This is a genomic window from Novosphingobium sp. KCTC 2891, from assembly GCF_025938155.1.
GTDB lineage: Bacteria > Pseudomonadota > Alphaproteobacteria > Sphingomonadales > Sphingomonadaceae > Novosphingobium.
In genome coordinates, this window is record NZ_JAPCZG010000010.1 from 94,369 (window position 1) to 121,015 (window position 26,647).

Consider the following 26,647-nt stretch of genomic DNA (forward strand, 5'->3'; position numbering starts at 1 on the left):
CCGATGTCTGGCACCATCGCCTCCCACCCCACGAAGGGGCAGCTCGCGCTCGCGCAGCGGATCGCCAATGGCGAAGTGCGCGAGACCACGACGATAACGCATGTGCCGGCCGCAGCCTATGTCGATCCGCTGCACTGGGCGCGCGAGAAATCGTGCTTGTTCGACAGGTTGCCGCAGGTGATTGCGCCGTCAGCCTTGCTTCCGGAATGCAACATGGTGCTGCCGCACGATGCCAGTGGCCGCCCGCTTCTGCTCACGCGCGACAGCGAGGGCAAGGCCCATGTATTCATGAACGCGTGCCGCCATCGCGGCACGCGACTGGTCGAAGGCGCGGACATGGTGTGCGCTCCGCGCATGGTCTGCCCCTATCACGCCTGGACATATGCCACCGACGGACGCCTGCTCGCCCTTCCCCGGCCCGAGACTTTCCCCGGACTCCACAAGGAAGCGCACAATCTGATGGAGCTGCCCAGCCACGAATCGGGCGGGCTGATCTGGTTTTCTCCCATCGCCGCCGATTTCACCGATGCGACCGCGGTGGGCAAGGACTTCGCCGCCATCGGCCTTGCCGGTCATCACCTGTTCGCGCGCCGCACGCACACCGTGGCCGCGAACTGGAAGCTGATCATGGACGCCTTCCTGGAAAGCTACCACGTCGCGCGCCTTCACGCGGGGTCGATCGGCCCGTTCTTCAAGGACGGGGTGACCGCCGGCGACCGCATCGGCCCGCATCAACGCTCGCTGGTCTGCCGCGCCGCCGAACTCGAAGGCGTAGACCTGACGGATTGGGCCCAGCTGCGCCGGCTGGGTACGTTCGCCTACCAGCTGTTTCCGGCGACGGTGGTGGTGGTCAGCCCGGATTACGTGAACCTGATGACGATCATGCCGCGCGCGGTCGACCACACGCTGGTCGAGGATTTCATGCTGATCCCCGAAGCACCGGCGGACGACAAGGCACGCGATCACTGGCAGCGCAGCTGGGATCTTCTGGACGGCCGCGTGTTCGGCACGGAGGACTTCCGCGCGGCGGCGCTGGGGCAGCAGGGCCTTGCCAGCGGCGCGGTCCACGATCTCACGCTCGGCACCCTGGAAGCGGGCATCCGCGCCTTCCATGAAATCTGCGCGGAACAGATGGCCGAAAGCGCCTGACATGGTGGGGTGACGGATGCCCCGCCCTCGCGTAAAGGCCCAGGAATGCCCCCCGAAAACACCACCGACAGCCCCCGCGAAGGCGACCGCATTGCCAAGCTTCTCGCGCGCGCAGGCGTCGCCTCGCGCCGTGAAGTCGAACGCCTGATCGAAGAGGGCCGCGTCTCCCTGAACGGCGAGGTGCTCACCACCCCCGCCACGGTGCTGACAACGCTGGCCGGCGTGACCGTGGACGGCAAGCCCATCGGCGCAGCGCAGGCCACGCGCATCTTCATGTTCCACAAGCCTTCCGGCCTGATCACAGCAGAGCGCGATCCCACGGGCCGCCCCACGATCTACACCGCGCTGCGCAATGCGCTGCCCGAAGGCACGCCCCGGATGATGCCCGTCGGCCGGCTCGACCTCAACACCGAGGGCCTGCTGCTGCTGACCAACGATGGCGAGCTGAAGCGCGCGCTGGAGCTGCCTTCCACCGGCATCCCGCGCACCTACCGCGCGCGCACCTTCGGCGACATCTCGCAGGACCGGCTTGAAGCGCTGAGCGAGGGCATCGAGATCGAGGGCATCCGCTACGGTTCGATCAACGCCAACATGGAGCGCCGCACCGGGCGCAACCAGTGGATCGAAATGAGCCTGACCGAGGGCAAGAACCGCGAAGTGCGTCGCGTGCTCGAACACCTCGGCTTGCAGGTCTCGCGCCTGCTGCGCCTCGCCTACGGCCCGTTCCACCTTGGCGAACTGCCGCGCGGCGCGGCCGAGGAAGTGCCGCACAAGATCGTCGAGCGTTTCCTCAAGGACTTCAAGCTGGACAAGCCGGTGGTGCCGAAGGCGCCTCGCACCACCGCGGTGCGCACCGCTCGCCCCGAGGGTGATCGCCCAGAGGCCGCCGGCCGACCGGAAGCGAGCCGCCGTGATGCCGGTTTTCGGGATACCGGCCGCCGCGCCCCCACCTCACGGGACACTGGCCGCGCGGATTCTTCCCGAACGGGTGCCCCGCGCCCGGCCCGCGCCGAAACGCCCGGCAGCAACGCCGCTCCCCACAAGGCGGGTCCGCGGAAGCCTGCGACCCGCATCCGCGAGGAACGCGAGGAACTGGATACCCGCCGGCCCGGCGGTCGCCGGGGACGCGGTGGCCGGCCCGACGAGCGGCCGAGCACGCCTCGCGCCGGTGGTCCGCGATCGGACGCCCGCAAGCCCGATGGCGACAGGCCACGCGGCGATAGACCCGATCACGGGAGGCCCGGTGGCACACGGCCCGAAGGTCGCAAGCCAGCCGGTGCGCGGCCCACAGGGCCTCGCAAGCCGACGGGTCCGGGCAAACCGACCGGCCCGCGCAAGCCGAGGAAGCCCGCCTGATGCTGCGGATCATCGCTGGCGAATGGCGCGGCCGCAAGTTGCAGGCGCCCCAGGGTGACACGACGCGCCCCACCGCCGATCGCACGCGCGAGACGCTGTTCTCGATGCTGGTCAGCCGGCTTGGCAGCTTCGAGGGGCTGAAAGTGGCCGATCTGTTCGCAGGATCGGGCGCGCTCGGCCTTGAAGCGCTGTCACGCGGGGCGGCGAGCGCCATGTTCGTCGAACAGGATCCGGCAGCGGTGCGCGCCATCCGCGCCAACATCGCGGCACTGCAGGCGCAGGACCGCTGCGACGTGCGCGCCTCGTCGGTGCTGTCGCTGGGACCGGTGAAGGAAGCGCTCGATCTCGTGTTCCTCGACCCGCCCTACCTGACCGGGGCGGGTGCCGTCGCCATCGAGAAGCTGATGCGCCTCGGCTGGATCGGCCCGGCGACCTGGATCTGCCTCGAAACGGCCGCCAACGAGGTGCCGCAGGTGCGCACCTGCGACGTCGATGCCGACCGCAAGGTGGGCAAGGCGCGGATCACCCTGCTGCGCGCGGCGGGCTGAACCGCCCCCTTCCCAACATCGCATCCGCGCCCTAGCCTCTCCCGAAAGATGGAGAGGCTAGCGATGACCCACCCTTTCGACACGCCCGTCACGCGCGACGGCGCCACGCTCGCGGGGCCATGGCGGTCACCGCGCCAGATGCTCTCGGAACAGAGCTACGACGGCCACGCCTCGATCCATGACGACGCCACCGCGCAGAAACTGGGCTTCAAGGGCGGCACGATCGAAGGCCCCACCCATTTCACCCAGTTCGAGCCGCTCGCCTACGAACTGTGGGGCGAGCGCTGGTTCCGCGAGGGCTGCATCTCGGTCCATTTCCGCGCGCCGGTGTTCGAGGGAGAGCAGGTGCGCGCACTCATCGTGACAGATCCGGCCACGCCGGACCGCGCCGCCGTGCGGATGGAGCGCGAGGACGGCACCGAGATCCTCGTCGGCAGCATCGAGGTGGGCCGGGACAACGGACCGACGGCGCTCGAAGCGCGCCTTGCCGGCCTTTCCCGGCTGGCCGACCCCGTGATCCTGCGCGATGTCCACGTTGGCATGGTGTCCCCGCGCATCCCGGTGCGCATGGCCGCGGACGATCACATGGGGCAGTATTACCCCTTCACGCTGGCCCAGAAGCGCTTGCGGATGACCGAGCCATCACCGCGCTTCGAGACGGCGATCCCGCTCGAAATGATCAGCGTGCTGATCCAGCACAAGGCGGGCGAGGATCGATTTGCGGTGCGCGGGCCGCACGTGGGGCTGTTCGCCGACCAGGAAATCCGCCTTATCGACGGCCCGCTGGAAGTTGGCGCCGATTACGAGATCGAGCGCGAGATCGTGGGACTTTCGGGAAGCCGGCGTACCGAATCGATGTGGGTCAAGAGCCGCGTCTATCGCCCCGGCAGCACCGCCGCCGTCGCGGAAATGCTGCTCAACTCGGCGATCATGAAGGAATCATACCCGCTCTACGCCGAGCAGCACGCGGCGCTCTATCCGGCCTAGGGCGCGACCGCGCCCACGGCGTCAGTCGACCAGGGCGGAAACGTGGAGGAACCCTGGAATGGGACCATTCCACGCGCCTGGTTCGGCGGGAAGCTCGCTGTGGGTTTCCACAAAACGCTCCGGACGCGGCCGGCGATCTTCACGCGGCGCACGTTCCTCGCGCGGAGCACGCTCTTCACGCGGAGCACGTTCTTCACGCGGAGCACGTTCTTCACGAGGCGTGCGTTCTTCACGCGGAGCGCGTTCCTCACGGGGGGCACGCGGCTCGCGGGGTGCGCGCGCCTCACGCGGGGCACGTTCCTCACGCGGTGCCTGCTCCTCCTGCGGAGCCTGCTCGTCGCGGGGAGCCTGTTCCTCGCGAGGCTTGCGCGGAGCGCGCTCCTTGCGGGGTGCCGGCTCCTCGCGCGATTGTCTCCGGGCGCGGGGCTTGCGCTCGGCCTGATCTTCTTCGCCGGCTTCATCCCTGCGCGGGCTGCCGCGCTTGGGACGATCGTCGCGCGAGTCGAGATCGACCTTCAACTCGGGGATCTTGCCGCCGGTAAGCTTCTCGACATTGGAGATCGCCTCGGCGTCCTCGTCGGACACCAGCGTGAAAGCACGGCCGGTCGCCCCGCCGCGGCCGGTACGGCCGATGCGGTGGACGTAGTCATCCGGGTGCCACGGCGTGTCGAAGTTGAACACGTGGCTGACGCCCTTCACGTCGAGGCCGCGCGCGGCGACGTCGGAAGCGCAAAGGATGTTGATTTCGCCGTCCTTGAACTTCTGCAGTTCGGCGTTGCGGGCCGACTGGTCCATGTCGCCATGGATTTCGCCCGCCGAGAAGCCGTGGCTCTTCAGGCTCTTGGCCAGCTCGCGCACGGTCGTCTTGCGGTTGGCGAAGACGATGGCGGTGGTCACGTTGTCGGTGCGCAGCAGATGGCGCAGCATCTCGCGCTTGGCGCGGCTGGGGACGCGCACCTTGTGCTGCACGATATTGATGTTGGCCGAAGCCGGACGCGCCACCTCGATGTACTTCGGGTTCGACAGGAAGCGGTCGGCCAGCTTCTTGATCGGCGCCGGCATCGTCGCCGAAAACAGCAGCGTCTGGCGCGTGGTGGGCAGCTTGGAACAGATCGTCTCGATATCGGGGATGAACCCCATGTCGAGCATCCGGTCGGCCTCGTCGATCACCAGCAGTTCGCAACCCGTGAGCAGGATCTTGCCCCGCTCGAACAGGTCCATCAGCCGGCCCGGCGTGGCGATCAGCACGTCGACGCCGTCCTGCAGCGCCTTGATCTGGTCGCCCATCTGCACGCCGCCGATCAGCAGCGCCATCTTGAGGTCGTGGTTCTTGCCGTACTTCTCGAAGTTCTCGGCCACCTGCGCCGCGAGTTCGCGCGTCGGTTCGAGGATCAGCGAGCGCGGCATCAGCGCACGGCGGCGGCCGTGCGCGAGAATGTCGATCATCGGGAGCACGAAGCCGGCGGTCTTGCCGGTGCCGGTCTGGGCGATGCCGATCAGGTCGCGCATCATCAGAACCGAGGGAATTGCCTGCGCCTGGATCGGAGTCGGCTCATCGTAGCCAGCATCCGTCACCGACTTCAGCAATTCGTCAGAGAGGCCGAGGTCGGCAAACTTCATGCAGGGCTTGTTCCGAAATAGGCGACGCTAAAAACGATCGCGCACAACTGCCGGCACATTTGGCGCGCTGGCTACCGCGCAGCCGCTATGCCGAATGGGCCGCCAAGTCAAGGAATGCGCGCAGGATCCGCACTCACCGCGCAGCGAATCTACTCGCCGGGGATCAGTTCACGCATGCGGCTGACGGTGCAGGTCGATCCGGAGCGGGAATGGATCGAATCGCGCCCCACGCAGAGCATCCCGTCCTGCGTCTGCTGAACATAGAAACCCATGTAGAAATCGCGCGGGCTGCATTGCTTGTCGAGGCTGGCACCCACGATCCGCCGGTCGCGCATGAACAGCAGCAGGCGGCTGTCGGTGGTGGGCTGGACCCCGGCGATGCCCAGCACCGGCAGGCAGTTGGCCATCTTCCGTTCGCGGAACCGGATGGTGTTCGGCTGCGGAGGGATCTGCAGGGTATCCCGCCCCGCGGGGCGCGGCGGCAGAATGCGGATGACGAGCCGCTGCTCGATCCGCACCTGATTCCAGGTATCGTCCGACAGCGGGTCGCTCATATCGGCCAAAGCGCCCTCGCCCATCATCTTGGGCAGCAGGGGCACGCCCTCGGGCTCGACGGCGGCTTGCCACAGCTCATCCTGCGCGGCGCCCGGCAATAGCGGAGACGCGGCCGGCGGCACCGCCCCCGGCATGGCCAGCGCGATCGCGGTCAGGAATGTGGCAAGGTTGCTCATCACACGCGAATGCCTGCTTGTCCTATCCCTGATGCCGCCTGCCCGCCCCGTGCGCCAGACACGACCGCCAGTCCCCTCTCCCGTTAGCGGCAGCGGTTGAACGCCCGCTTAACCCGACTTTGCGTAAAAATGAATTGCCCTGGGCCGTGGCGGGGCATAGCCGAAACACCATGCCGATCGACCGCTCCGCCTTCCTCGCCGCCGCCGCCGACATCCTTGGCTCCAAGGGACTGACAAGCGACACGGACACGATGGCACCGTGGCTCACAGACTGGCGCGGGCGCTTTACCGGCCGCGCGCTGGCGATGGCGTCGCCGGCCAGCACGGCCGAAGTCGCAGCACTGGTGAAGCTCTGCAGCCAGCATGGGGTGCCGATCGTGCCGCAGGGCGGCAACAGCGGGATGTCGGGCGGCGCCACGCCCGATGAAAGCGGTGACGCCGTGCTGCTCACGCTCCGCCGGATGAACGCGATTCGCCGCATCGACGCCGAAGGCCGCACCGCCACCTGCGAGGCCGGCGTGATCCTGCAAGTGCTTCATGAGGCGGCCGAGCGCGAGGCCTTGCGCTTCCCCCTGTCACTCGGAGGCAAGGGTTCGGCCACCATCGGCGGGCTGATCTCCACCAATGCCGGCGGCACGCAGGTGCTGCGCCACGGATCCATGCGCGCGCTGGTGCTGGGGCTGGAAGCGGTGATGGCCAACGGGCAGGTGCTGAACCAGCTCACCCCGCTGAAGAAAGACAACCGGGGCTTCGATCTCAAGCAGTTGCTGATCGGATCGGAAGGCACCATCGGCGTCGTCACCGGCGCCACGCTCAAGCTGGAACCGGCGGTGGCGGCGCGCCAGGTGCTGTGGGCGGGCGTCGCCTCGCTCCATGCCGCGCGCGCGCTGCTGCTCCATGCCGAGCGGGTCGCGGGTGAAGCGCTGGAGGGCTTCGAGGTGATGCCTCATCACGCAGTGACGGCCACGCGCGACTACCTGCCCAGCATCCGCGTGCCGGTGGAAGGCACTCATCCCTGGCATGTGCTGATCGAACTGGTCGCCGATGCTTGCGGAGCGGAGGCCCTGCCCGGCCTCGCGCAGGAACTGCTGGAAAGTGCGTTTGAGCAGAGCCTTGTCGCAGATGCCGCAATCGCCGCGAGTGAGGCGCAGGCCGAAAAGTTCTGGCAGATCCGCGAGACGGTCCCGTCGGCCGAACGCGCGCGCGGCCCTGCCGTGCAGCACGACATTTCGGTCGCGGTCGAGAAGATGCCCGATTTCGTCGAAACCAGCGTGCCCGTGATCGAGGCCGCGTGGCCCGGCACCAGCGCAGTCGGCTTCGGCCACCTGGGCGACGGCAACATCCATTTCCACGTCATCGCGCCCCAAGGCGTGGATGCGCAGGCCTGGCAGGAAGGCGACGGCAAGGCGATCAGCCGCATGGTCCACGATCTCGTCACGCAGTGGGGCGGCTCGATCTCGGCCGAACACGGCATCGGCCAGCTGAAGCGCGACGAACTGGCACGGCTGGGCGATCCGGTGGCGCTGGGCATCCTGCGCACGGTCAAGCACGCGCTCGATCCCCAGGGGCTGCTGAATCCCGGAAAGCTGATCTGACCGGCACCCGCAAAAGGATCTGACCGGAACGGGCAAGAAGATTGCCTCCAGTGTGACAGCCGTGTTGCAGGTGGCCTTGCCACCCTTTTGCCGAATCCCTAAAGCCGCGGTTCCCGTGGAAAGCACGCCCAGCGCGCGCTGATGCGACCCAGTTTTTCGGAGAGTGACAATGGCCAGCGCGCCGCAAGCCAACCTGCCCCTGTTCTACAACGACCTGATGCCGCTCAACACGCGCGATCATGCCGGCTGGCACGTGCGCGGCACCGGCAAGGCGCCGTGGCTTTCGCGCCAGCACGCAGTTCCGCTGACCGCCGAGGAATTCCCGCAGGCGGCGCGCCACTACCCGATCGTGTTCGCCTCCGGCGAAAACCCCGTGCCGCTGGCGCTGATGGGCCTGAACGAGGGCATCAACGTGTTCGTCGATGCGGAAGGCAATGTCTCGCCGACCGTGTACCTGCCCGCCTACGCACGCCGCTATCCGTTCATGCTGGCCAAGCTCAACCCGCAGAGCGAAGAGCTTTCGCTGTGCTTCGATCCGTCGAGCGAGCTGATCGGTGAGTTCGAGGAAGGCGGCCCGCTGTTCGCCGAAGACCAGCCGACCGAGACCACCAAGGGCGTGCTGCAGTTCTGCGAGCAGTTCGAGCAGGCCGGCCAGCGCACCCAGCAGTTCATCGACGAAATCGTCAAGCACGGCCTGCTGATGGAAGGCGAAGCTGCCATCCAGCAGCCCGGCGTCGAGCAGCCGTATGTCTATCGCGGTTTCCAGATGATCGACCAGAACAAGCTGCGCGACGTGCGCGGCGACGTGCTGCGCGGCTGGGCGCAGAGCGGGTTGCTGCCGCTACTCTATGCGCACATCTTCTCGCTCGACCTGATGAGCGTCGTGTTCGGGATGCAGGTTGAGCAGGGCAAGGGTCCGATCCCGACCCCGGCCTGATCGAACCCCGCTGCCAACTATCGAAAAGGGCGCTCCGGCCATGCCGGGGCGCCCTTTTCCATATGCGCTGACCTTAAGAGCAGGTGTCGCAAATTTCATGCGAAACCTCTTGCGCGGTTTCAGAGGCTAACCTATCTTTTGTTTGTTGCGCCGGTGCTCCCCTCATGGCCCGGTGTGACTGGTGCACTTCGTGCACCTCCTCCCTGAACCTTGGCCACCTGGAGTTCGTCTCCAGGTGGTTTTTTCTTGGGCCTGAGGCAATCGCCCGGAAAAGGGCGGTTATTCGGCGGCCGCGCGCCAGCGCTGGCGGTCGCGCCCCATCTCCGCAACATCGTCGGCTATGCGCCGGACAAGCCCGGTGACGATGTCCGCCGTCGCGCCAAAGCCCGGTCCCGGCTCGGCCATGCGCGAATCGAGATAGCTGGTGCGGTCGATCTCGATCTGGAGGCAATGGATGCCGTCCGAGCGGCGCGCGTGGCGTTCCAGCACATAGCCGCCGGCATAGGGCCGGTTGTGCGCCGCCTGCCGCCCGCACTGCGCGAAATAGGAAAACACGGTGGAAACCAGCCCACCGTCGCACGCCGCGCCGAAGCGGTCGCCGATCACGTATTCGGGCGGCACTTCCCCCGCGCTGCGTGCGGAGAGCGGCGGCATCGAGTGCAGGTCGATCAGCAGCGCCACACCCCACCGGTCACGCACGTCGGCCAGCGTCTGCGCGAGCATCGCATGATAGGGAACGTGGACCGAGGCGATGCGGTCGTCGAGTTCGTGTCGCTCCAGCCGGCGCTTCCACAGCTCGCCAAGGCCCGGCAGGCGCCGCGGCACCAGTCCCAGCCCGCTGCGCGCGCGGCGCATCACACCGCCGCCACGATGGGCCGAGGCGTCCGGCGGGGGGCTGCCCACCATCTCCCAGTCGACATCGTCAGGCGCGCGGTTGAGGTCGATCATCGCGCGCGGCGCGTGGGCGATCAGCAGCGCTGCCCCGGTCCGCCGCGCGGCGTCGGTCGCCAGCAGATCGACGTAGCGATCCTCCAGCCTCGGCGCGGCAAACGTGGGGTGGCGCATCCGTTCCAGCAGCGTGTTGGCATAGGCACGGCCCGCGTGCGGCACCGCAATCACCACGGGAATGGCCGTGGGTTCCGGCCGGGTCAGCGTGAACGCCGGAGTGCCGGGGTGGCCGGGGACTTCGCCCCCCTCGACGATCATCGAATCAGCCGATGGTGCTCCCGCCTCGTGCATCCGCTCACGCTGCATGGGTTTGCCCGCCATGTCAAAAATGCGTCACCCGGCAGGAAAGTGGGAACGGGAATCGCCGAAGATTCTTAACCGGATGCAGTGTATGGACTGCCGTTCGAGCCATCCGCCCCCGACCGGGCGGACGAACCGCAAGATGCACAACTGAAGGTGACCATGATCCGGATCCTGCTGGCCGAAGACGAAGAGGCGATGCGCACCTACCTCGCGCGCGCGCTTGAAAATGCGGGTTACGAGGTGGCCTCGGTCGATCGCGGTACGGCTGCGATTCCGCTGCTCGAATCGCAGCATTTCGACCTGCTTCTGTCCGACATCGTGATGCCCGAGATGGACGGCATCGAACTGGCCCAGCGTTGCGCCGAAATCAGCCCCCGCACCAAAGTCATGTTCATCACCGGCTTTGCCGCGGTGACGCTCAAGGCGAATCGCGAGGCCCCGCAGGCCCGCGTCCTGTCGAAGCCATTCCACCTGCGCGACCTGGTGCTGGAAGTGGAGCGCGTCTTCGCCGACACGCCGATGGCCGGGGGCGGCCGGCCGCTGGTTTGAACGCGCGAAAGCCGACAGCATAAAAACCGAAAAAGCCCTCTTGCGGAGGGGGCAAGCCCCGGCTAATGGGCTGCCTCCCGCAGCGGAAAGGGCAACCTTCCCGATCGGGACGTTCGATGGTGCGGGCGTATAGCTCAGTGGTAGAGCACTATGTTGACATCGTAGGGGTCGCAAGTTCAATCCTTGCTACGCCCACCATCGAAAACCCCGCTTCGGCGGGGTTTTTTATTGGCGATCCCGCGGCTTTCACGCGGAAGATCAGGCTGGGCGCATTTGCCTCGCCCCCTTATCACGTGCCTGCCCAAGGCAGGTGAAACGCCCCCCGTTGCGGGTAGATACCCATTCCAGCCTCGGCAGGTATCCTGCCTCCGACTGCCAACGAGCGGACAACAGCGCCCATCGAAGGGCGCCGCCGCCTTAGGTGCCCGCAGGCAATACTATTGCTTTTGAATTGCACGAGGATGGCGGCTCGGCTCTGTCTTGCACACAGTTCCGGTGCCCACCCTCTCATGTCGCGCTGATCGCATTGTCAGCCCGCCAGCGGCATGGCCTGCTGATCGAAGGCCTGCCCCCCGCCGACATTCACCACGGCTGCAATCCCCAAAATTGACACGGAGTCGCTCATCACTGCCCGCGCCAAGAATCCATTGACGGCCCGTCGGCAAACAACGTATCACGCGAACTACTTTTGGGAGATAGCGATGACAGCCATGGCAAACCCCGACATCGCGCGGATCATGCGTCACAGTGTGCAGCACGCGCGCGATAACACCTACGAACTCGTCGACGAGGTTCTGAAGGTACCCGCATCCAACTATACCGACCCGGGACGATTCAAGCTTGAGGTGGACCGCATCTTCCACCGGCTGCCGCTGATGCTCGCGCCTTCGTGCGAACTGCCCAACCCCGGCGATTTCAAGACCATGGATGTGGCCGGCGTGCCCGTGCTGCTGACGCGCGGCCAGGATGGAAAGGTGCGCTCGTTCATCAACAGCTGCACCCATCGCGGCACCAACGTCGCCACCGCCCCCACCGGCAACGCACGGCGCTTCACCTGCCCGTATCATGGGTGGACGTTCGGCCAGAACGGCGAACTGCTCGCCATTGCCAGCGCGGCAGACTTCGGCGAGGTCGACAAGTCCTGCCTCAGCCTCAAGGCCCTGCCGGTGGCCGAGCGCGCCGGGCTGATCTTCGGAAGCGTCGATCCCGATCTCAAGCTCGACATCGATGACTTCCTGTGCGGCTACGATGCCCTTCTCGAAGCTTTCAACTTCAAGGACTGGCATTTGTTTTCCAGCCGGGTCCTGCGCGGTCCCAACTGGAAGATCGCCTACGACGGCTATCTCGATTTCTATCACCTGCCGGTGCTGCACAAGGACACGCTCAATGCGTCGGGCCAGCTTGGCAACCGCGCGCACTATCACGCCTGGGGTCCGCACCAGCGCCTTGTCGCGCCCGATCGCGCCGCGCGCGAACTGGGCTCGAAGCCCGAGGAGCAATGGACCGACGACCTTGTGCTCAACGGGGTCTGGACGATCTTCCCCTGCATCTCGATCGCCAGCTTCAACGGCGGTGGCCGCGGGGTGATGATCTCCCAACTGCTGCCGGGCGAAACGGTGGGCGAATCCTGGACCCGGCAGATCTACCTGATGGAGAAGAAGCCGAGCGCCGAACAGGAAGCCGCCGCGCACGAGCAGTTCGCCTTCCTCGAAGTCGTGGTCCGCGATGAGGACTACGACACCGGCCTGCGCCAGCAGCGAGCACTCGACCACGGCACGCTCGACCATGTCCTGTTCGGCCGCAACGAGGGCGGCGCGCAGGCCTTCCACAAGTGGACCGACCGGATCATTGCCGCCTCTGACGACGAATTGTCCTCGCTGTTCCCGGCCCGCGCCGAAGCCGTCGCCTGATCGCAAGGGGGAAAGTCCATGGAGCACGCCGAAATCGCCAAGCTCAGGGCGCTGATGGAATATGAAGCGGGGCGCAAGGCGCCGCCCCGCGACTTTCCCGCCCTGCCCGACCTTCCCGGTGGCCGTTACACCGACCCGCGCTTTGCCGCGCTGGAACGCGAGCATCTCTGGCGCAAGAGCTGGTTGCTGGCCGCGCACATGGACGAAATCCCACGCCACGGCTGCTTCAAGCTGTGGGAAATGGCCGGCCAGCCGATCGTGCTCGTCCACGCCCGCTCGGGCGAGATCAACGCCTTCTACAACACGTGCAGCCATCGCGGCGCGCCCGTCGTCACCAAGGAAAGTGGGCGCAGCGCGCGGTTGGCGTGCAAGTACCACGGCTGGGTCTATGACGACGAAGGCGAGCTGCGCTCGATACGCGATCCCGAGGATTTCGCCGACCTCGACATGTCGTGCCGCTCGCTGCGGCGCGTGCGCTGCGAACGCTTCGGCAAGCTGGTTTTCGTCAACTTCTCCGAAGACGGACCAAGCCTTGCAGAATGGATCGGCACGATTGCCGGCGAATGGGAAGAGTTCCGCTTCGATGCGATCCGCCTGGTCGATCGCCAGGTGTGGGACCTGGACTGCAACTGGAAGATCGCAATGGAGGCGAACATGGAAGTGTACCATGTTCCCAACATCCATCCCACGACGGTCGCGGTGGGCCTCGATCATCGCCGCAATGTCAATTCGTTCTACCCGCACGGCCATGGCCGCATGGTGGCGCCGGGCTGGGACGGCAGCGAAGGATCGAGCTACAAGGCCGCGAAGGTCGACGGCGTCGAGAAGCTGCAATTCGACAGCGTGGGCGAGATCGGCCGGACCTGCACGCAGTCCTACAATCTGTTTCCGAACTGGGTTTCGCCCCTTTCCCCCACCGGGTATTTCGTGCTCAACTTCTGGCCCAACGGTCTGAACCGCTCGAAAATGGAAGTCTGGTGGTTCGGCCCCGATTGGGGCGAAGGACCACGGCCGGACTACTGGGACAAGACCATCACCTATCTCGACAGCGTCCTGCGCGAGGACACCGAGTTTGGCGTGTGGATCCAGAAGAGCCAGGAATCCTATGGTTTCGCCGGCGTACCGCTGAGCTACCAGGAAGCGCGCATCTATCACTGGCACCAGGCGGCAGACGCGCTGATCGGTAGCGAGAACATCCCTCCCGAACTGCGCGTGGCGCCTGCCATCGGCCCCGAATGGATCATGCCCAATGATCCGCGGCTCGAGGAAATGGCCCTGGAACACGCCGCGGAATGAACGGCGCGCGGGGGCCTTATCGGGCCACCGCAGCCATACCACAACGGCAACAATCGCCGGGCCAACCGGGAGAGAACCATGGCCAATTGGGATAGGCAGGTCGATGTCATCGTCATCGGCCTGGGCATTGCTGGCGCTTGCGCCGCGCTCGAGGCAAAGCGTGCGGGCGCCGATGTTCTGGTGTTGGAGCGTGCGTCCGCCGGCGGCGGGGCGAGCGCCCTATCGCAGGGAATCTTCTACCTTGGCGGCAGCACGCCGGTGCAGGAGGCGTGCGGGTATACCGACACCGCCGAGAACCTGTATCGCTTCCTCAGGGCCAGCACCTCGCACCCCGACGATGCCGTGATCCGCACGTTCGCCGAGGGCGCACGCGACCATTTCGACTGGCTAGAGGCGCAGGGCGTGCCTTTCACCCGCACCGGATTTTCGGGCAAGGCCGTCTATCTCCAGAACGCCGATTGCCTGCTGACCACCGGCAACGAGAAGATCTGGCCGTTCAAGGACGAGGCAAAGCCCGTGCCGCGCGGTCACCAGGCGCGCAGCGACGAGGTCAACGGCGGCCTGTCCGCTATGCGCGCGCTGCTGGCGCAGTGCGAGGCTGAAGGCATTGCAGCAGAGTTCGATACCGCGGTGAGCGAACTCATCACCGACGCATCGGGCACTGTCGTGGGCGTGGTAGCCAAGGCAGCCGACGCACCGAAACAGCGCATTGCCGCGCGGCGCGGCGTGATCGTCGCCACCGGCAGCTTCACCAACAATCCCGCGTTGGTCCGCCGGTGGCTCACGCGGCTAAGTGCAACGAGCGAGCCGCTCGGCATTCCCTCCAACGATGGCGCGGGGCTGGCGCTGGCGGAAGCGGTGGGCGGCGCGCTGGCGGCGATGGACGGCGTGATCGCCACCGCGTCGCTCTACCCGCCAGAGGACCTCATCAAGGGCATCGTGGTCAATGCGCGCGGAGAGCGTTTCGTGGCTGAGGATTCCTATCATGGCCGGCTCGCAGGCTTCATCATGGAACAGCCCGACCAGAAGGCGTGGCTGATCGTCGACAGCGAGATCTTCGCCTACCCCGGCGAAAGCACAGGCCACACCCTTGTCGACGGTTTCGAGACGATCGGGGACATCGGTCCTGCGCTGGGCCTGCCCGAAGGGGCGTTGGACCGGACGATAGCGCAGTACAACCACGATACCGCACAAGGCGAGGACAGCGCCTTCCACAAGCAGCCGCCGTGGCTGAAGCCGCTCGACAAGGCGCCTTATGCCGTGTTCGACATCTCGTTCGACCGGTCGACCTATCGCTACATCTCGCTTGGCGGGATCGACACCGACGCCCACGCGCGCGTGCTCGATGCGGATGGCCGGCCGATCCCCGGTCTCTATGCGGCAGGGGCTTGCGCCGCGCACATCCCGCGCTCGGGCAAGGAATACGCCAGCGGGCTGAGCCTTGGACCGGGATCGTTCTTCGGACGGGTCGCCGGGCGCGAAGCCGCCGCACGGACAGAGGATCTGACGATGAGCGAAGGAAAGACAGCCAATGCAACTGCGTAACCGGCAGTGGAAAATCGCCGGACGTCCGGTGGGGCGCGACGTTACCGAGGCCGACTTCGCCAGTGACGAGGTTCCGGCGCGCGCACCGGAGGCGGGCGAAGTGCTGGTGCGCGTGGACCTGCTGGCATTCGAGCCGGCGATGAAGGGCTGGATGGAGAACATCGGCGGCTATGTCGCGCGGACAGAGATCGGCGATGTGATGCGCGGCACCGCCGTGGGCACGGTCATCGAAAGCCGTGCGGACGGCTTTTCGCCGGGAATGCAGGTCGTCGGACCGCTCGGCTGGCAGGACTATGCCGCCCTCCCCGCTTCGGACCTGCGGCCGGTCAGCAACCCCGCACGGCCTTCGGATGATCTCGGCGTGCTCGGTCTCGTCGGGCTGACCGCCTACTGCGGGTTCAAGGCCATCGGGCAGCCATTTCCCGGCGACACGGTGATGATCACCGGTGCCGCGGGCGCGGTCGGATCGGTCGTGGCGCAAATTGCGCGGATAGGCGGCTGCCAGGTGATCGGCGTGGCCGGTGGCCCGGAAAAGTGCCGGATGCTGGTCGAGGAATACGGGTTGGACGCCGCGATCGACTACCGCGCGGCGGACTTCGCGGCGCAGGTCGCGGCCCATGCCCCCAACGGCATCGATGTGGTGTGGGACAATGTTGGCGGCACGATCCTCAACACCCTGCTAGGCCATCTGGCGATGCGCGCGCGCGTGGTGATCTGCGGTGGGATCTCGCGTTCGAAAACCGGGGGCATGCCGGTCGGGCCGGAAAACTACTTCAACCTTGTGTTCAAGCGCGCCACGATGCGCGGCTTCATCCTCCACGATCACGAAGCGCTGTTCGACGAGGGGCGCCGGCGCATGGCCGGCTGGCTGGCCGAAGGGCGTCTGATCGCGCGCGAGGATGTGCAGCACGGCTTCGACAACGCACCGCGCACGCTGATGCGCCTGTTTTCCGGCGCGAACGTCGGCAAGCAGCTCCTGCGGCTGGACCACGGAGAAGAACAAGCATGACTGTCTATATGCAATCGACGCTGGAACTCCGCGCGATCGATACCACCCATTTCGAAGCCGCGATGACCGAACTGGTCGGCATCGTCGAGGCCGAGGGCTGGCATCTCGTCACCGCCATCCAGCAGATCAGCGGACGACTTCATACCGCCATCGATGTATGGACCCTGCCCGATCTCGGCGCCTATCAGCGCGGCCTGGCCGCCCTGCGCAGCCACGCGCGATTTGCTGACATCGCCCAGCAACTTGCCGCCGCGATCGAGCGCGAAACGGTGGTCTTCGGCGTGCAGGCCGCCTGGGTGCCGGAGGGCCGGGCATGATCCCCACGCAGTCGGACAGCCTCGCCGCGCTGGGGCCGATCATGCAGCTTTCCTACTGCCCCGCCGATTATGACGCCGCACTGGCATATTGGCTCTCGCTGGGCGCGGGTCCGTTCTTCGAGATGTCGCACGTCAAGCTGGAGAACGTGAAGTTTCGCGGGCAGCCCAGCGATATCGATTTCTCGATGGCACTGGGGTACCTCGGCGATATCCAGATCGAACTGATCCGCCAGCACAACGATGCGCCGTCGATGTACACCGAATGGCGCGCCGCGGGGCACGAGGGCGTCCAGCACATGTGTGTGCTGGTCGATGACATCGCCGAGGCGCGGCGGCGCGTTGCCGCACAGGGCGGCAGCGTGCTTCAGGAGGGCGAATTGCCCGGCGGCGCCGGCGCGGTGATATACGTCGATACCGGTGGCGGGCCGGGCACCGTCATGGAATACCTGCAGATCGGCGAGGCAGGGCGCGGCGGCTTCGCCATGATGCGGGAAGCGCACCGGACATGGGACGGCGGCGACCCGATCCGCGGACGCTAACGCAGCGGAGACGCCTCACCGGCGCCACCCATCCCGAGAAGACCAACGCATACGCAAAACGGCGGTCGCATTGCGGCTGCCGTTTCTCTTTGCGCGCCAGGCACTCGCCCATGCTCCCGGCCACAATCGCCTTGCGCTTGAAAAGTATATCGCGCACTATCTTTGTATCGCGACCCGGCAGCTGGGTTGCGATCAACGACGCGGCCATCCCGCACCGGCCCCTGCCGATGCGTTACAGCGGGCAACGAGCCGCATTGGGAAGGAGAATGCGGAATGCGAACAGTGGCAGTAATCGGCGCGAGCGGGCGCCAGGGTGGAGCGCAAGTTCGCCAACTGGTGAAAGCGGGCTTTGCCGTCCGGGCGATCTCGCGCTCGCCCGATCCCTTTTATGGCGAACCGCAGCCCGAGACAGTCGAGGTGGTGCCCGCCGATCTTTATGACGAGGCCTCGCTCGTGGCCGCGTTCGAGGGCGCCGAGGCGGTGTTCCATACCCACCCGCTGCGCGCCCGTGCCGATCGCGCGTCGATTGCCGGAGCGGTCGGCCGGGCGGCCAAGACAGCCGGGGTCAATCGCGTGGTCTGGAACACATCAAGCTGGATCCCCGACCGCCCCGGCGATCCGCACACTTATGCGGGCAACACCGCCGGCATCAACGCACTGTTCCGCAGCGGCGTAGGCGCCACGGTGTTCGGTTCGGTGCTGTTCATGGACAACCTGCTGACCAACTGGGCGCGCCCGTTCATCGTCAACGAGGGCCGCTTCGTCTATGCTCACAAGCCGACCACCGAAGCCAACTGGATCAGTCTGGACGACGTGGCGCGGATCATGATCCACGCGCTCGACCGGCCCGACATGGAAGGCGCCTGGATGAACATCGGCGGCCCCGAACGGCTGCGCCCGCCGCAGCTCGCCGAAGCGCTGAGCAGCGCCGTGGGGCGCGAGGTGCGCTATGATGCCTGCTCGCCGCAGGAGTTCGGCCGCTACCTCGCCAATGCCTATGGCGATGCGATGACCAAGGAGGAGCAGGACGCCACGGCGGAACAGATCGGCCGCTTCTACGAGTACAACGTCAACGCCCCGACGCGTCCCTTCGAGGTGGATACCGAGGAAATGCAGCGCCGTATCCCGGTGGAACTGGAAACCTTCGCCGACTGGGCCAAGCGGCAGGACTGGCGCAATACCAACGCGCCCCGACCGCCAGCGGGCTGAGCCGGAAGAGCTCAGGCCTCCCCGTCCCCCGTGGGGACGGGAGGCCCCCAGGTGGCATGGGGAAAGCGCGGTTCCTTGCCCGTGCGGCGGATGTCCATCAGATATTCCTGCGCTTCCTCGCGCACCGGCGAACGGACGGCACCGATGATCAGCAGCAGCATCCGCTCCACCATAGCCGGAATGTATTCCTCGTCGCTCAACCGGCCCAGAGTCCAGTTATTGATCGTGGCATATTGAAGATTGGCCATGGTCGTGACGAAGTGATCGGGGCTGATCCAGGATTGCAGCTCGCCCCGCTCCTCCATCGCATCAAGCCAGGCCCGCCCTCCGGCGACGGACATGTCGCGCAATGTCTCCCAGACATCGCGCGGCGTGCCATGCCCGAAATAGATCGACACGATCGCCTTCGTATAGTTGCGCACCTTGAAGTTGCGCCGATTGATGGCGATCGTCCGGTCAAGCATCCCGCGCAGCGTGTTTTCATCTGTGCGATACCGGACATGGTCGTTGAAATCATCAAACGCTTCACGAATGGCAAGGGCGATCATCCGGTCCTTGTTGTGAAACGCGTTGTACAATGTTCGCTGGGCGACCTGCGCACGCTGGCACAATTGTCGCACGCTGAAATTCTCGATCCCCTTCTCGGCAATCATCTGCCGCGCCACGCGCAGCAGCCGTTTCCGCCGCTCCAGGATCAGGGGGCTGACATAGACGAGCGGCTTGTCCGGATGGGCGTCGAGGAAGTCGAGAAGCTCGGATTCTCGGGCTCTGCCAATGGGGCGGTCGTTGGGGGACATGGTCATCTCAATCTTCGACTATTGCCGGACAAATGTCCAGCATCGCCAGAAACGCGCACGCGATGCATATTCTCGTTGAGCGCGGTTATAAAATTGATACACGTATGACATCCCGCCAGCAGACGGGTGCGGATTCGGAGAAACGGGTCCGACAAGAATAAACAAAGGAGAGGAGACCCATGCGCCACAGAAATCTCTCTCGTCACCTGTTTCTTGCAACATCGGCTCTCGCCGGGCTCGCCATCGCGGCGCCTGCCCACGCGCAAAGCCTGAAGCCTGCCGACGCGTCGGAGGAAAGTGCAAGCACGGGCATCGATGACATTGTCGTCACCGCACGCCGCCGCAATGAAAGCGTGCAGGATGTGCCCGTATCGGTTCAGGCGATCAGCGCGCAGGTGGTCCAGCAGCGCGACCTTACCAGCCTGGAAAAGATCGCCGCCGCGACACCCCAGTTCACCGTTGCCCGCGCGTCGAACGGCGCGGGCGCGCAGTTGACGCTGCGCGGCATCGGTTCGTCGGCGACCTCGATCGGCATCGAACAATCGGTCGCGATCGTGGTCGACAGCGTCTATTACGGCCAGGGCCGCGTCATCAACGAAGGCTTTTTCGACCTGGCCCGCGTCGAAATCCTGAAAGGCCCGCAGGCGCTCTTTTACGGCAAGAACGCCACCGCTGGCGTTATCAGCCTGACGTCCGCCGATCCGGGGCGCGAGCGCGAGATCATGGCCCGCGCAGGGTATGAGTTCAACGCCCACCAGATCTACGGCGAAGCGGTCTATTCCACGCCCATCAGCGACACGCTCGGCCTGCGCCTCGCCGTGCGCGGATCGAAGATGTTCGACGGGTATTACAAGAACTCCGCCACCGTGCAGAGCTACCCGACGTATGACATCGCCACCAAGACGCTCAACGCGCACACCGCGGAACCGTCCGCGACGAACCAACCGCAAGAGCGCGAACTGATCGGCCGCGCCACGCTGAAATATACGCCTGACGAGCGGCTGACCATGACGCTCAAGGCATCGGGCAGCTACAACGAAACCACCGGCAACGGCTGGAACTATGTGGCGGTGCAGTGCCCCACCGGGGTGACCACCCTGAACCCGGCCTACAAGTGCAACGGCGGCTTCGCCATCCACCAGAACAACATGCCGGTCGATATCGCCAAGGTATATCCTTACGCGCGCGACAACGGCGAGCTCTACAACCTCTACAAATCGTGGCAGGTAACCGGAACGGTAAACTACGAGCTGCCCAACGTCACGCTGAACTCAGTTACCAATTATAACTGGAACAACAACAAGTTCACCTGCGATTGCGACTTCCTGGGCGGCGGCGTGTGGGCGACGGAAAACTCCAGCTACCACGCGCTGAGCCAGGAACTCCGCGCGCTGACCAAGTTCGATTCCCCGGTGAACCTGATGGTCGGCGGCCTCTACCAGAAGACCAAGCGCACGTTCTACCAGGCCGTGATGTTCGCCAACATCGAGAACTCGGCGGCATCCGACGCGCACCGCTACATCGCCTATGACAAGGACTCGCAAACCGACGGCGAGACCTGGGCTGCCTATGGACAAGCCATCTGGAAGGTTTTGCCGAACCTCGAAGCGACTGCGGGCGTGCGCTACACGCACGAGACCAAGGTCAGTTCCTTCACCCAGCCTTACGTCAACCCGGCACTTTACGGCATCTTCAAGCCCCAGAGCGCGGCGGTGAATGGCACGCTTTACGGTGACCAGACCTTCAATGACTGGTCGCCCGACCTGACGCTGAGCTGGAAGCCCGTGACCGACGTGATGGTCTATGGCGCCTACAAGACCGCCTACAAGTCCGGCGGCTTCTCCAACAGCGCGATCAACTCTGCGCTCGCGCTATCTCCCGCCCGTGACCTTGCGTTCAACCCCGAAAAGGGCCGCGGGTTCGAAGCGGGCATCAAGACCATGCTGTTCGACCGCCAGCTGCGCGCCAACCTCACGCTGTACAACTTCAAGTACACCGATCTCCAGATCGACTACTTCAACGCGCAAATCTTCGCCTACGTCACGTACAACGCTGGCGCGGCACGCACAAAGGGTGCGGAACTCGAACTCGAGTACGCGCCGCGCGGGGTCCCCGGCCTCTCGCTCCACGGCACGCTCAACTACAACCGCGCGCGGTACGAGAACTTCATCGCGCCGTGCTATTCGGGCCAGAGCATTGCTGCGGGCTGCTCGCTCACCAGCCCCGAAGGCCAGCCCCGGCAAGACCTGAGCGGAAAGCCCACGGCAGTCGCGCCGAAGTGGACCGCAACGGCCGGCATCTCCTACGAGACCGAAGTCAGCGGCGGGCTCAAGGTGGGTGGCAACATCGATACCCGGACCAGCAGTTCCTATCTCGGATCCGGCTTCGGCGACCTGACCACCCGGCAGAAAGCCTACGCCGTGCTTGACGCGGGCATCCGCGTGGGCGCGGCCGACGATCGCTGGCAGATCGCGGTGCTGGGCAAGAACCTGACCAACAAGTTCTACTTTACCGGCGGCGGCACCGCCCCGCTGACCGGTTCGGGAACGGGCACCAACCACGCCGTGATCGGCGATACGCTCGGCTACGGCACGATGCCGCGCACGGTGCGCCTGCAGGTGACCGTCCGCTACTGAGCAAGGACCGGGGAGGGGCAACCAGCGAAAGGATCTGACGCCCGATGAACATCGCATCCTCCATGCCGCCCCTCCCCGGCGATGCCCGGTGCCCCGGCCCCAGCACGCGGGACATCATCCTGGCCGATGGGCAGGATGTGCCCGCCGCGCTGGTGGCGGAAGCCTATAGCTTCGGCGGCGACGCCGATCTCGACTACGACCGCTACGTCTCGCCCGACTTCATGGCACTGGAGTTCGGGCGGATGTGGGCGCGGACGTGGCAATGGGTCTGCCGCGAGGAACACGTCCCCGACGTGGGCGATTATGTCACCTACGATATCGGCCCCTATTCGATCCTGGTGGTGCGGAGCGCGCCCGATCAGATCAAGGCCTACCACAATGCCTGCCTGCATCGCGGCACCCAACTCAAGCGATCGGACAGCGCCGGCCACGCGCAGGAACTGCGCTGCCCCTTTCACGGCTGGAGCTGGTCGCTCGACGGCGCGCTTGGCAACGTGCCGTGCCGCTGGGATTTCCCCCATGTGCGCGACGAGGCCTACCGCCTGCCCGAAGTGAAGATGGAAACCTGGGGCGGCTTCGTCTTCGTCAATCTCGACCCCGCCGCCGCGCCGCTGGCCGAGCAGTTGGGGCCACTGGCCGAACACTTCACAGGACGCTGGGATCTCGCCGACCGGCGCATCGCGCTGCACCTGCAAAAGGAACTGCCGACCAACTGGAAGGCCGCGCAGGAGGCGTTTCTCGAGGCTTACCATGTCTATGAAACGCACACGCAGGGTCTTGCCACGGCCAGCGACGCGAACGCCCAGTATGACATCTTCAGCGACCACGTGACGCGCTTCGTCCACACCATCGGCGTGCCCAGCCCGCACTACCAGACGCCGCAGACCGAGCAGGAAATCTACGACAAGATGCGTGTGGAACCTGGCGTCGTACCCGAAGGGCGCACGGCCCGCTCCTATGCCGCCGAGCGGGTCCGCGCCCGGATCGCGGCGGCAACCGGGGTGCCGCTGGATGCATATTCCGACAGCGAGACGCTCGATTCCATCGAGTATCACCTGTTCCCCAACATGTGCCTGTTTCCCGGTGTTTCGCTGCCCATGATCTACCGCTTCCGGCCGATCGGCAGCGATCCGTCGCGCACGCTGTTCGACCTTGTGTTCCTGAAGCTGGTGCCGCCGGGAACCCCGCCTGAACATCCGCCGGAGCCGGTGCAGGTCGGCGCCAACGAATCCTATGCGGACGCGCCCGGCATGGACCCGGGCCTGGGCGCGGTTTACGATCAGGACACCGACAACCTCGCCATGCAGTATCGCGGCTTCCAGGCTTCGGCCAAGCGCGGACAGACGCTGGGCAATTATCAGGAGGCTCGCATCCGGCGCTTTCATCAGACTCTCGACGACTATCTGGCACGGGCATGACCATGGACGCGGCCCCTCCCCTCACCCCGCTCGACCGCATCGCCTCGTGGCACGCGATCTACGACCTGGCGTGCGACTATATGCGCGCGCAGGACCGGCTCGATCCGGCACTGCACAGGTCGGTGTTCCACGATGACGCAACGACCGACTACGGCGAAGGCTATCGCGGCGACGCGGATGGCTTTGTCGCTTTCGCGCAGGGCGTGCTCGCCCCGCACAAGACCAACCACCACATGATCGGGCAAGTGCGGATCGATTTCGAAAGCACCGACATCGCCTTCGGCGAAATCTATTTCCAGGCGCACCACCGCGTGGCCGGAGAGGACGGGAGCGAAACCGACATGTTCGTCGCCGGGCGATACGTGGACCGCTACGAGCGGCGCGGCGGAACGTGGAAGATCGCGCACCGCAGCGAACTGGTGGACTGGGTGCGCAACGAGCCGGCCGCCGACCTGCCCGGCGGCAGTGCGGCCTTCCCGTGGGGGCAGCGTGCGCCCGATGATCTCAGCTGCCGCCGCGCGGAGATGCGGGTGCGATGAGCGTGGTCCGTCCCGATCAGGTAGCCGACCGGCTGGCCATCGCCGACCTGCTCTGCCGTTACGCCCGCGGTATCGACCGATGCGACGAAGGGGTGCTGCGCGCGGTGTGGTGGCCCGAGGCAAAGGCCGACTATGGCAGCGGCGAAGTCGATGCGCTCGCCTGGTCGGGCGATGTTGTCACCGCGCTGTCCGCGATGCGGCGAACCCAGCATTTCCTGGGCAACATGATCATCGAGATCGATGGCACCAGCGCCGAGGCGGAAACCTACTGCCGCGCCTGGCACGAGGTGGACAGCGCGGACGGCCCGCAGGAAATGGAAGTCGGGGGGCGCTATCTCGACCGGCTCGAACGGCGCGGCGACGAATGGCGCATCCTCCACCGCCGCTACGTGCTCGACTGGAGCCGGAACGGCCCTTCGACCGCGCGGTGGGACGGTCCGCTCTATGATGGACTGCGCCGCCGCGGCGCCCGCGCGCCCCATGACCCAAGCATGACCGGAGAGTGACCCGATGAGCACCGAGATCGACCCACGCCTTGCCCGTCTGCTCGACAAGCAGGACTGCATCGAACTGGTTCACCGGCTCGCCCGCGCGATCGACCGCTGCGATGCCGAACTCGTGCGCGCGGTGTTCCACCCCGATGCCACCGACGATCACGGCAGCTTCAAGGGAACCGCCAGCGACTTCGTGCCCTGGGTGATGGACGTGCTCGCCGGGATGCGCCGCACCCAGCACGTGATCGGCAATGTACTGGTCGAAATCGAAGGCGACGTCGCGCACGGCGAAGCGTATTTCATCGCCCATCACTGCCTTCCCGGCAGCGACGGACAAGGCGACAGCTTCATGGTCGCCGCAGGACGCTATCTCGACCGGTTCGAGCGGCGCGGCGGCGAATGGCGCATCGCCCATCGCGGGGCCGTCTATGACTGGAGCAGCACCGCACCATCCACCGACATGTGGGATCGCGCCGCGATGCCCGGTTTCGCTTTCGGCGCGCGGGGGGCCGCCGATCCTTCCTATCGCCATTTCGCCGCGCTGCCCGAACGCATCGCGGCCGAGTGAAGACCGAACGAGGAGAGATGCCCATGACCGATGTCACCGCCCCGCCCAAGGCCCGCGCCACGTCGCTGGCCGACATCTCGAAAATGGCCGACCCGCCGTTCCGCAACACGCCGATCTCCCCCGACCGCTACTTCTCGAAGGAATGGGCAGACCGCGAGTGGGACCGCATCTGGACTCGCACCTGGCAGATCGCCGGAACCGAGGCGCAGATCGCTAACCGCGGCGATTGGCTGACCGCCGATTTCGGCCCTGAAACGATCGTCTGCGTCCGCGGCGAGGACAACCAGGTGCGTGGCTTCTACAACGTCTGCCAGCATCGCGGGATGCCCGTGGTGGTGGGCGAACAGGGCAATGCCAAGCGCCTCGTCTGTCCCTATCACGGCTGGGCCTATGACCTTGCGGGCAAGCTCAAGGTCGTGCCCGAGGAGGCCGACTTCGTGCAAGGCTCGCCCTGCGGCAAGCTCAACATGGTCGAGGTCGCGTGCGAACTGTGGGCCGGCTTCGTGTGGATCAACATGGACAAGGACGCCGCGCCGCTGCGCACGTTCATGGGTCCCATCGCCGACCAGATCGACACTTATCCGATGGACCGCATGGTCCGCACCCACTGGGTGACGATCGAGGGCGACTTCAACTGGAAGCTGGTGCAGGACAACTTCAACGAGAGCTACCACGTGCCCTTCGTCCATCCGCAGACCAAGTTCGTGATGGAGTATTCGCACAGCTACTGCCAGTTCGACCTCTATCCCGAAGGCCACGCGCGCATGCTGATGCCCGGCGCGGGGCCGACCAAGCAGTTGCGCGGGGGCGAGAACGAGACGCTGGCCCAGCTGGCCAACGAACTGGAGTTCTGGGGTCTTGATCCCGAGCAGTTCCGGGGTGGCCGCACCGGGGAGATCCGCAAGGCGCTGCAGCAGGCCAAGCGCGAAAAGGGCGCGGAAAAGGGCTTCGATTTCTCCACCTACCACGACGACCAGCTGACCGATCACTGGCACTACACGATCTTCCCCAACCTCTCGTTCAGCCTCAAGCCCGACGGCAACATCTGGCTGCGGGCGCGCCCCCACGAGAGCGATCCGGAGAAGTGCTACTTCGACATGTGGTACATGACCCTGTTCCCTGCCGGGACCGAGCGTTACTATTCACAGAGCATGGCGGAATGGGTCGATGTCTCGGTCCCTGCGCCGCACGTGCAGGGCAAGGTCGGCGAAGTTTCGATGGGTCCGGGCATCGACCAGGACGTCTCGGTATGGGGCTTGCAGCAGCGCGGCCTGCACTCGCGCGGATATAAGCGCGACTATCTCGCCTGGCAGGAGCGCCGGGTGCGCTACTTCCATGAAAACCTGGAAAAGTGGATGGAAGGCCAGGCTTCGTAGGCGACCGCGACGGATCGCACGCCGCCGCCTTTACATAAATTTGCATGACGTTATATTTTTATGGAATCGAAAGGGGGGCGGCGCGCGTGATCCGCGAAGGCGCCCCCCTTTCAATGTGAAACAGTCACGCCCGCGGGCCCCCAGGAACAGGGAAGAGAAGGATGCAGCTGAGCCGTGAGGCGCTATTGCGCGCCTATCGCCAGATGAAGGTGATCCGAGAGTTTGAGGAACGCCTTCACGTTGATATCCAGACCGGCGAGATTGCCGGTTT

General features: G+C 65.8%; 24 protein-coding genes and 1 tRNA gene. 21 read left to right on the forward strand and 4 right to left on the reverse strand.

Features of this window, described 5'->3' with window-relative positions; translation table 11 throughout:
- Positions 1–3 precede the first annotated feature (3 nt).
- The 4 genes from OLX02_RS16710 (at position 4) to OLX02_RS16725 (ending at position 4,040) form a co-directional block, all read left to right on the forward strand.
- On the forward strand, positions 4–1,149 hold the full coding sequence (locus OLX02_RS16710) for an aromatic ring-hydroxylating oxygenase subunit alpha (protein ID WP_264424703.1): 1,146 nt from the start codon (positions 4–6) through the stop codon (positions 1,147–1,149).
- Between the two features lie 45 nt (positions 1,150–1,194).
- Positions 1,195–2,505, forward strand: coding sequence for a pseudouridine synthase (locus OLX02_RS16715; protein WP_264424705.1), 1,311 nt, complete (start codon positions 1,195–1,197; stop codon positions 2,503–2,505).
- Complete coding sequence (gene rsmD / locus OLX02_RS16720) at positions 2,505–3,053, forward strand: 16S rRNA (guanine(966)-N(2))-methyltransferase RsmD (RefSeq protein ID WP_264424706.1); 549 nt, start codon at positions 2,505–2,507, stop codon at positions 3,051–3,053. The genes OLX02_RS16715 and rsmD overlap by 1 nt, the downstream gene beginning before the upstream one ends.
- Before the next feature lie 63 nt (positions 3,054–3,116).
- Positions 3,117–4,040: a hypothetical protein gene (locus OLX02_RS16725; protein WP_264424709.1), complete on the forward strand. Its 924-nt coding sequence runs from the start codon at positions 3,117–3,119 to the stop codon at positions 4,038–4,040.
- A gap of 21 nt (positions 4,041–4,061) precedes the next feature.
- Here OLX02_RS16725 and OLX02_RS16730 read toward each other — a convergent pair whose 3' ends face one another.
- Both OLX02_RS16730 and OLX02_RS16735 read right to left on the reverse strand, forming a co-directional pair.
- Complete coding sequence (locus OLX02_RS16730) at positions 4,062–5,660, reverse strand: DEAD/DEAH box helicase (RefSeq protein ID WP_264424711.1); 1,599 nt, start codon at positions 5,658–5,660, stop codon at positions 4,062–4,064.
- A gap of 149 nt (positions 5,661–5,809) precedes the next feature.
- Complete coding sequence (locus OLX02_RS16735; protein WP_264424713.1) at positions 5,810–6,391, reverse strand: hypothetical protein; 582 nt, start codon at positions 6,389–6,391, stop codon at positions 5,810–5,812.
- A gap of 170 nt (positions 6,392–6,561) precedes the next feature.
- Here OLX02_RS16735 and OLX02_RS16740 point away from each other — a divergent pair, with 170 nt between their 5' ends.
- Positions 6,562–7,986: an FAD-binding oxidoreductase gene (locus OLX02_RS16740; protein ID WP_264424715.1), complete on the forward strand. Its 1,425-nt coding sequence runs from the start codon at positions 6,562–6,564 to the stop codon at positions 7,984–7,986.
- A gap of 169 nt (positions 7,987–8,155) precedes the next feature.
- Positions 8,156–8,923, forward strand: coding sequence for a SapC family protein (locus OLX02_RS16745; protein ID WP_264424717.1), 768 nt, complete (start codon positions 8,156–8,158; stop codon positions 8,921–8,923).
- A gap of 279 nt (positions 8,924–9,202) precedes the next feature.
- Here OLX02_RS16745 and OLX02_RS16750 read toward each other — a convergent pair whose 3' ends face one another.
- A complete protein-coding gene (locus OLX02_RS16750; RefSeq protein ID WP_413630357.1) occupies positions 9,203–10,192 on the reverse strand; it encodes an N-formylglutamate amidohydrolase in 990 nt (329 codons plus the stop codon).
- Positions 10,193–10,333: 141 nt separating this feature from the next.
- Here OLX02_RS16750 and cpdR point away from each other — a divergent pair, with 141 nt between their 5' ends.
- The 9 genes from cpdR (at position 10,334) to OLX02_RS16795 (ending at position 18,548) form a co-directional block, all read left to right on the forward strand.
- The gene (cpdR, locus tag OLX02_RS16755) at positions 10,334–10,723 is read left to right on the forward strand and encodes a cell cycle two-component system response regulator CpdR (protein ID WP_264424756.1); all 390 of its coding nucleotides are present in this window, start codon (positions 10,334–10,336) and stop codon (positions 10,721–10,723) included.
- 123 nt (positions 10,724–10,846) lie between these two features.
- Positions 10,847–10,921 (forward strand) — tRNA-Val (locus OLX02_RS16760).
- Between the two features lie 503 nt (positions 10,922–11,424).
- Positions 11,425–12,633, forward strand: a complete 1,209-nt coding sequence (locus OLX02_RS16765; protein WP_264424718.1) for an aromatic ring-hydroxylating oxygenase subunit alpha — start codon at positions 11,425–11,427, stop codon at positions 12,631–12,633.
- A gap of 18 nt (positions 12,634–12,651) precedes the next feature.
- Positions 12,652–13,929 carry an aromatic ring-hydroxylating oxygenase subunit alpha gene (locus tag OLX02_RS16770; protein WP_264424720.1) on the forward strand — a complete coding sequence of 426 codons (1,278 nt, stop codon included), beginning with the start codon at positions 12,652–12,654 and terminating at the stop codon, positions 13,927–13,929.
- 78 nt (positions 13,930–14,007) lie between these two features.
- Positions 14,008–15,474: an FAD-dependent oxidoreductase gene (locus OLX02_RS16775; RefSeq protein ID WP_264424721.1), complete on the forward strand. Its 1,467-nt coding sequence runs from the start codon at positions 14,008–14,010 to the stop codon at positions 15,472–15,474.
- Complete coding sequence (locus OLX02_RS16780; protein ID WP_264424723.1) at positions 15,461–16,483, forward strand: NADP-dependent oxidoreductase; 1,023 nt, start codon at positions 15,461–15,463, stop codon at positions 16,481–16,483. The genes OLX02_RS16775 and OLX02_RS16780 overlap by 14 nt, the downstream gene beginning before the upstream one ends.
- A complete protein-coding gene (locus OLX02_RS16785; RefSeq protein ID WP_264424725.1) occupies positions 16,480–16,800 on the forward strand; it encodes a hypothetical protein in 321 nt (106 codons plus the stop codon). The genes OLX02_RS16780 and OLX02_RS16785 overlap by 4 nt, the downstream gene beginning before the upstream one ends.
- Positions 16,797–17,339 (forward strand): VOC family protein, encoded by a 543-nt coding sequence (locus OLX02_RS16790; protein ID WP_264424727.1) that lies wholly within the window; start codon positions 16,797–16,799, stop codon positions 17,337–17,339. The genes OLX02_RS16785 and OLX02_RS16790 overlap by 4 nt, the downstream gene beginning before the upstream one ends.
- A gap of 273 nt (positions 17,340–17,612) precedes the next feature.
- Positions 17,613–18,548: an SDR family oxidoreductase gene (locus tag OLX02_RS16795; protein WP_264424729.1), complete on the forward strand. Its 936-nt coding sequence runs from the start codon at positions 17,613–17,615 to the stop codon at positions 18,546–18,548.
- A gap of 11 nt (positions 18,549–18,559) precedes the next feature.
- Here the strand turns inward: OLX02_RS16795 and OLX02_RS16800 are convergent, their stop codons facing one another.
- Complete coding sequence (locus tag OLX02_RS16800; RefSeq protein ID WP_264424731.1) at positions 18,560–19,345, reverse strand: TetR/AcrR family transcriptional regulator; 786 nt, start codon at positions 19,343–19,345, stop codon at positions 18,560–18,562.
- 179 nt (positions 19,346–19,524) lie between these two features.
- Between OLX02_RS16800 and OLX02_RS16805 the strand changes: the two genes are divergently transcribed.
- The 6 genes from OLX02_RS16805 to OLX02_RS16830 are packed head-to-tail and all read left to right on the forward strand — an operon-like array spanning position 19,525 to position 26,376.
- On the forward strand, positions 19,525–21,981 hold the full coding sequence (locus OLX02_RS16805) for a TonB-dependent receptor (RefSeq protein ID WP_264424732.1): 2,457 nt from the start codon (positions 19,525–19,527) through the stop codon (positions 21,979–21,981).
- Between the two features lie 44 nt (positions 21,982–22,025).
- The gene (locus tag OLX02_RS16810) at positions 22,026–23,399 is read left to right on the forward strand and encodes an aromatic ring-hydroxylating oxygenase subunit alpha (RefSeq protein WP_264424734.1); all 1,374 of its coding nucleotides are present in this window, start codon (positions 22,026–22,028) and stop codon (positions 23,397–23,399) included.
- Positions 23,396–23,938: a nuclear transport factor 2 family protein gene (locus tag OLX02_RS16815; RefSeq protein ID WP_264424736.1), complete on the forward strand. Its 543-nt coding sequence runs from the start codon at positions 23,396–23,398 to the stop codon at positions 23,936–23,938. Before OLX02_RS16810 ends, OLX02_RS16815 begins: the two co-directional genes overlap by 4 nt.
- Positions 23,935–24,444: a nuclear transport factor 2 family protein gene (locus OLX02_RS16820; RefSeq protein ID WP_264424739.1), complete on the forward strand. Its 510-nt coding sequence runs from the start codon at positions 23,935–23,937 to the stop codon at positions 24,442–24,444. The genes OLX02_RS16815 and OLX02_RS16820 overlap by 4 nt, the downstream gene beginning before the upstream one ends.
- A gap of 4 nt (positions 24,445–24,448) precedes the next feature.
- On the forward strand, positions 24,449–25,000 hold the full coding sequence (locus OLX02_RS16825; RefSeq protein ID WP_264424741.1) for a nuclear transport factor 2 family protein: 552 nt from the start codon (positions 24,449–24,451) through the stop codon (positions 24,998–25,000).
- 23 nt (positions 25,001–25,023) lie between these two features.
- Positions 25,024–26,376, forward strand: coding sequence for an aromatic ring-hydroxylating oxygenase subunit alpha (locus OLX02_RS16830; RefSeq protein ID WP_264424744.1), 1,353 nt, complete (start codon positions 25,024–25,026; stop codon positions 26,374–26,376).
- Positions 26,377–26,647 lie beyond the last annotated feature (271 nt).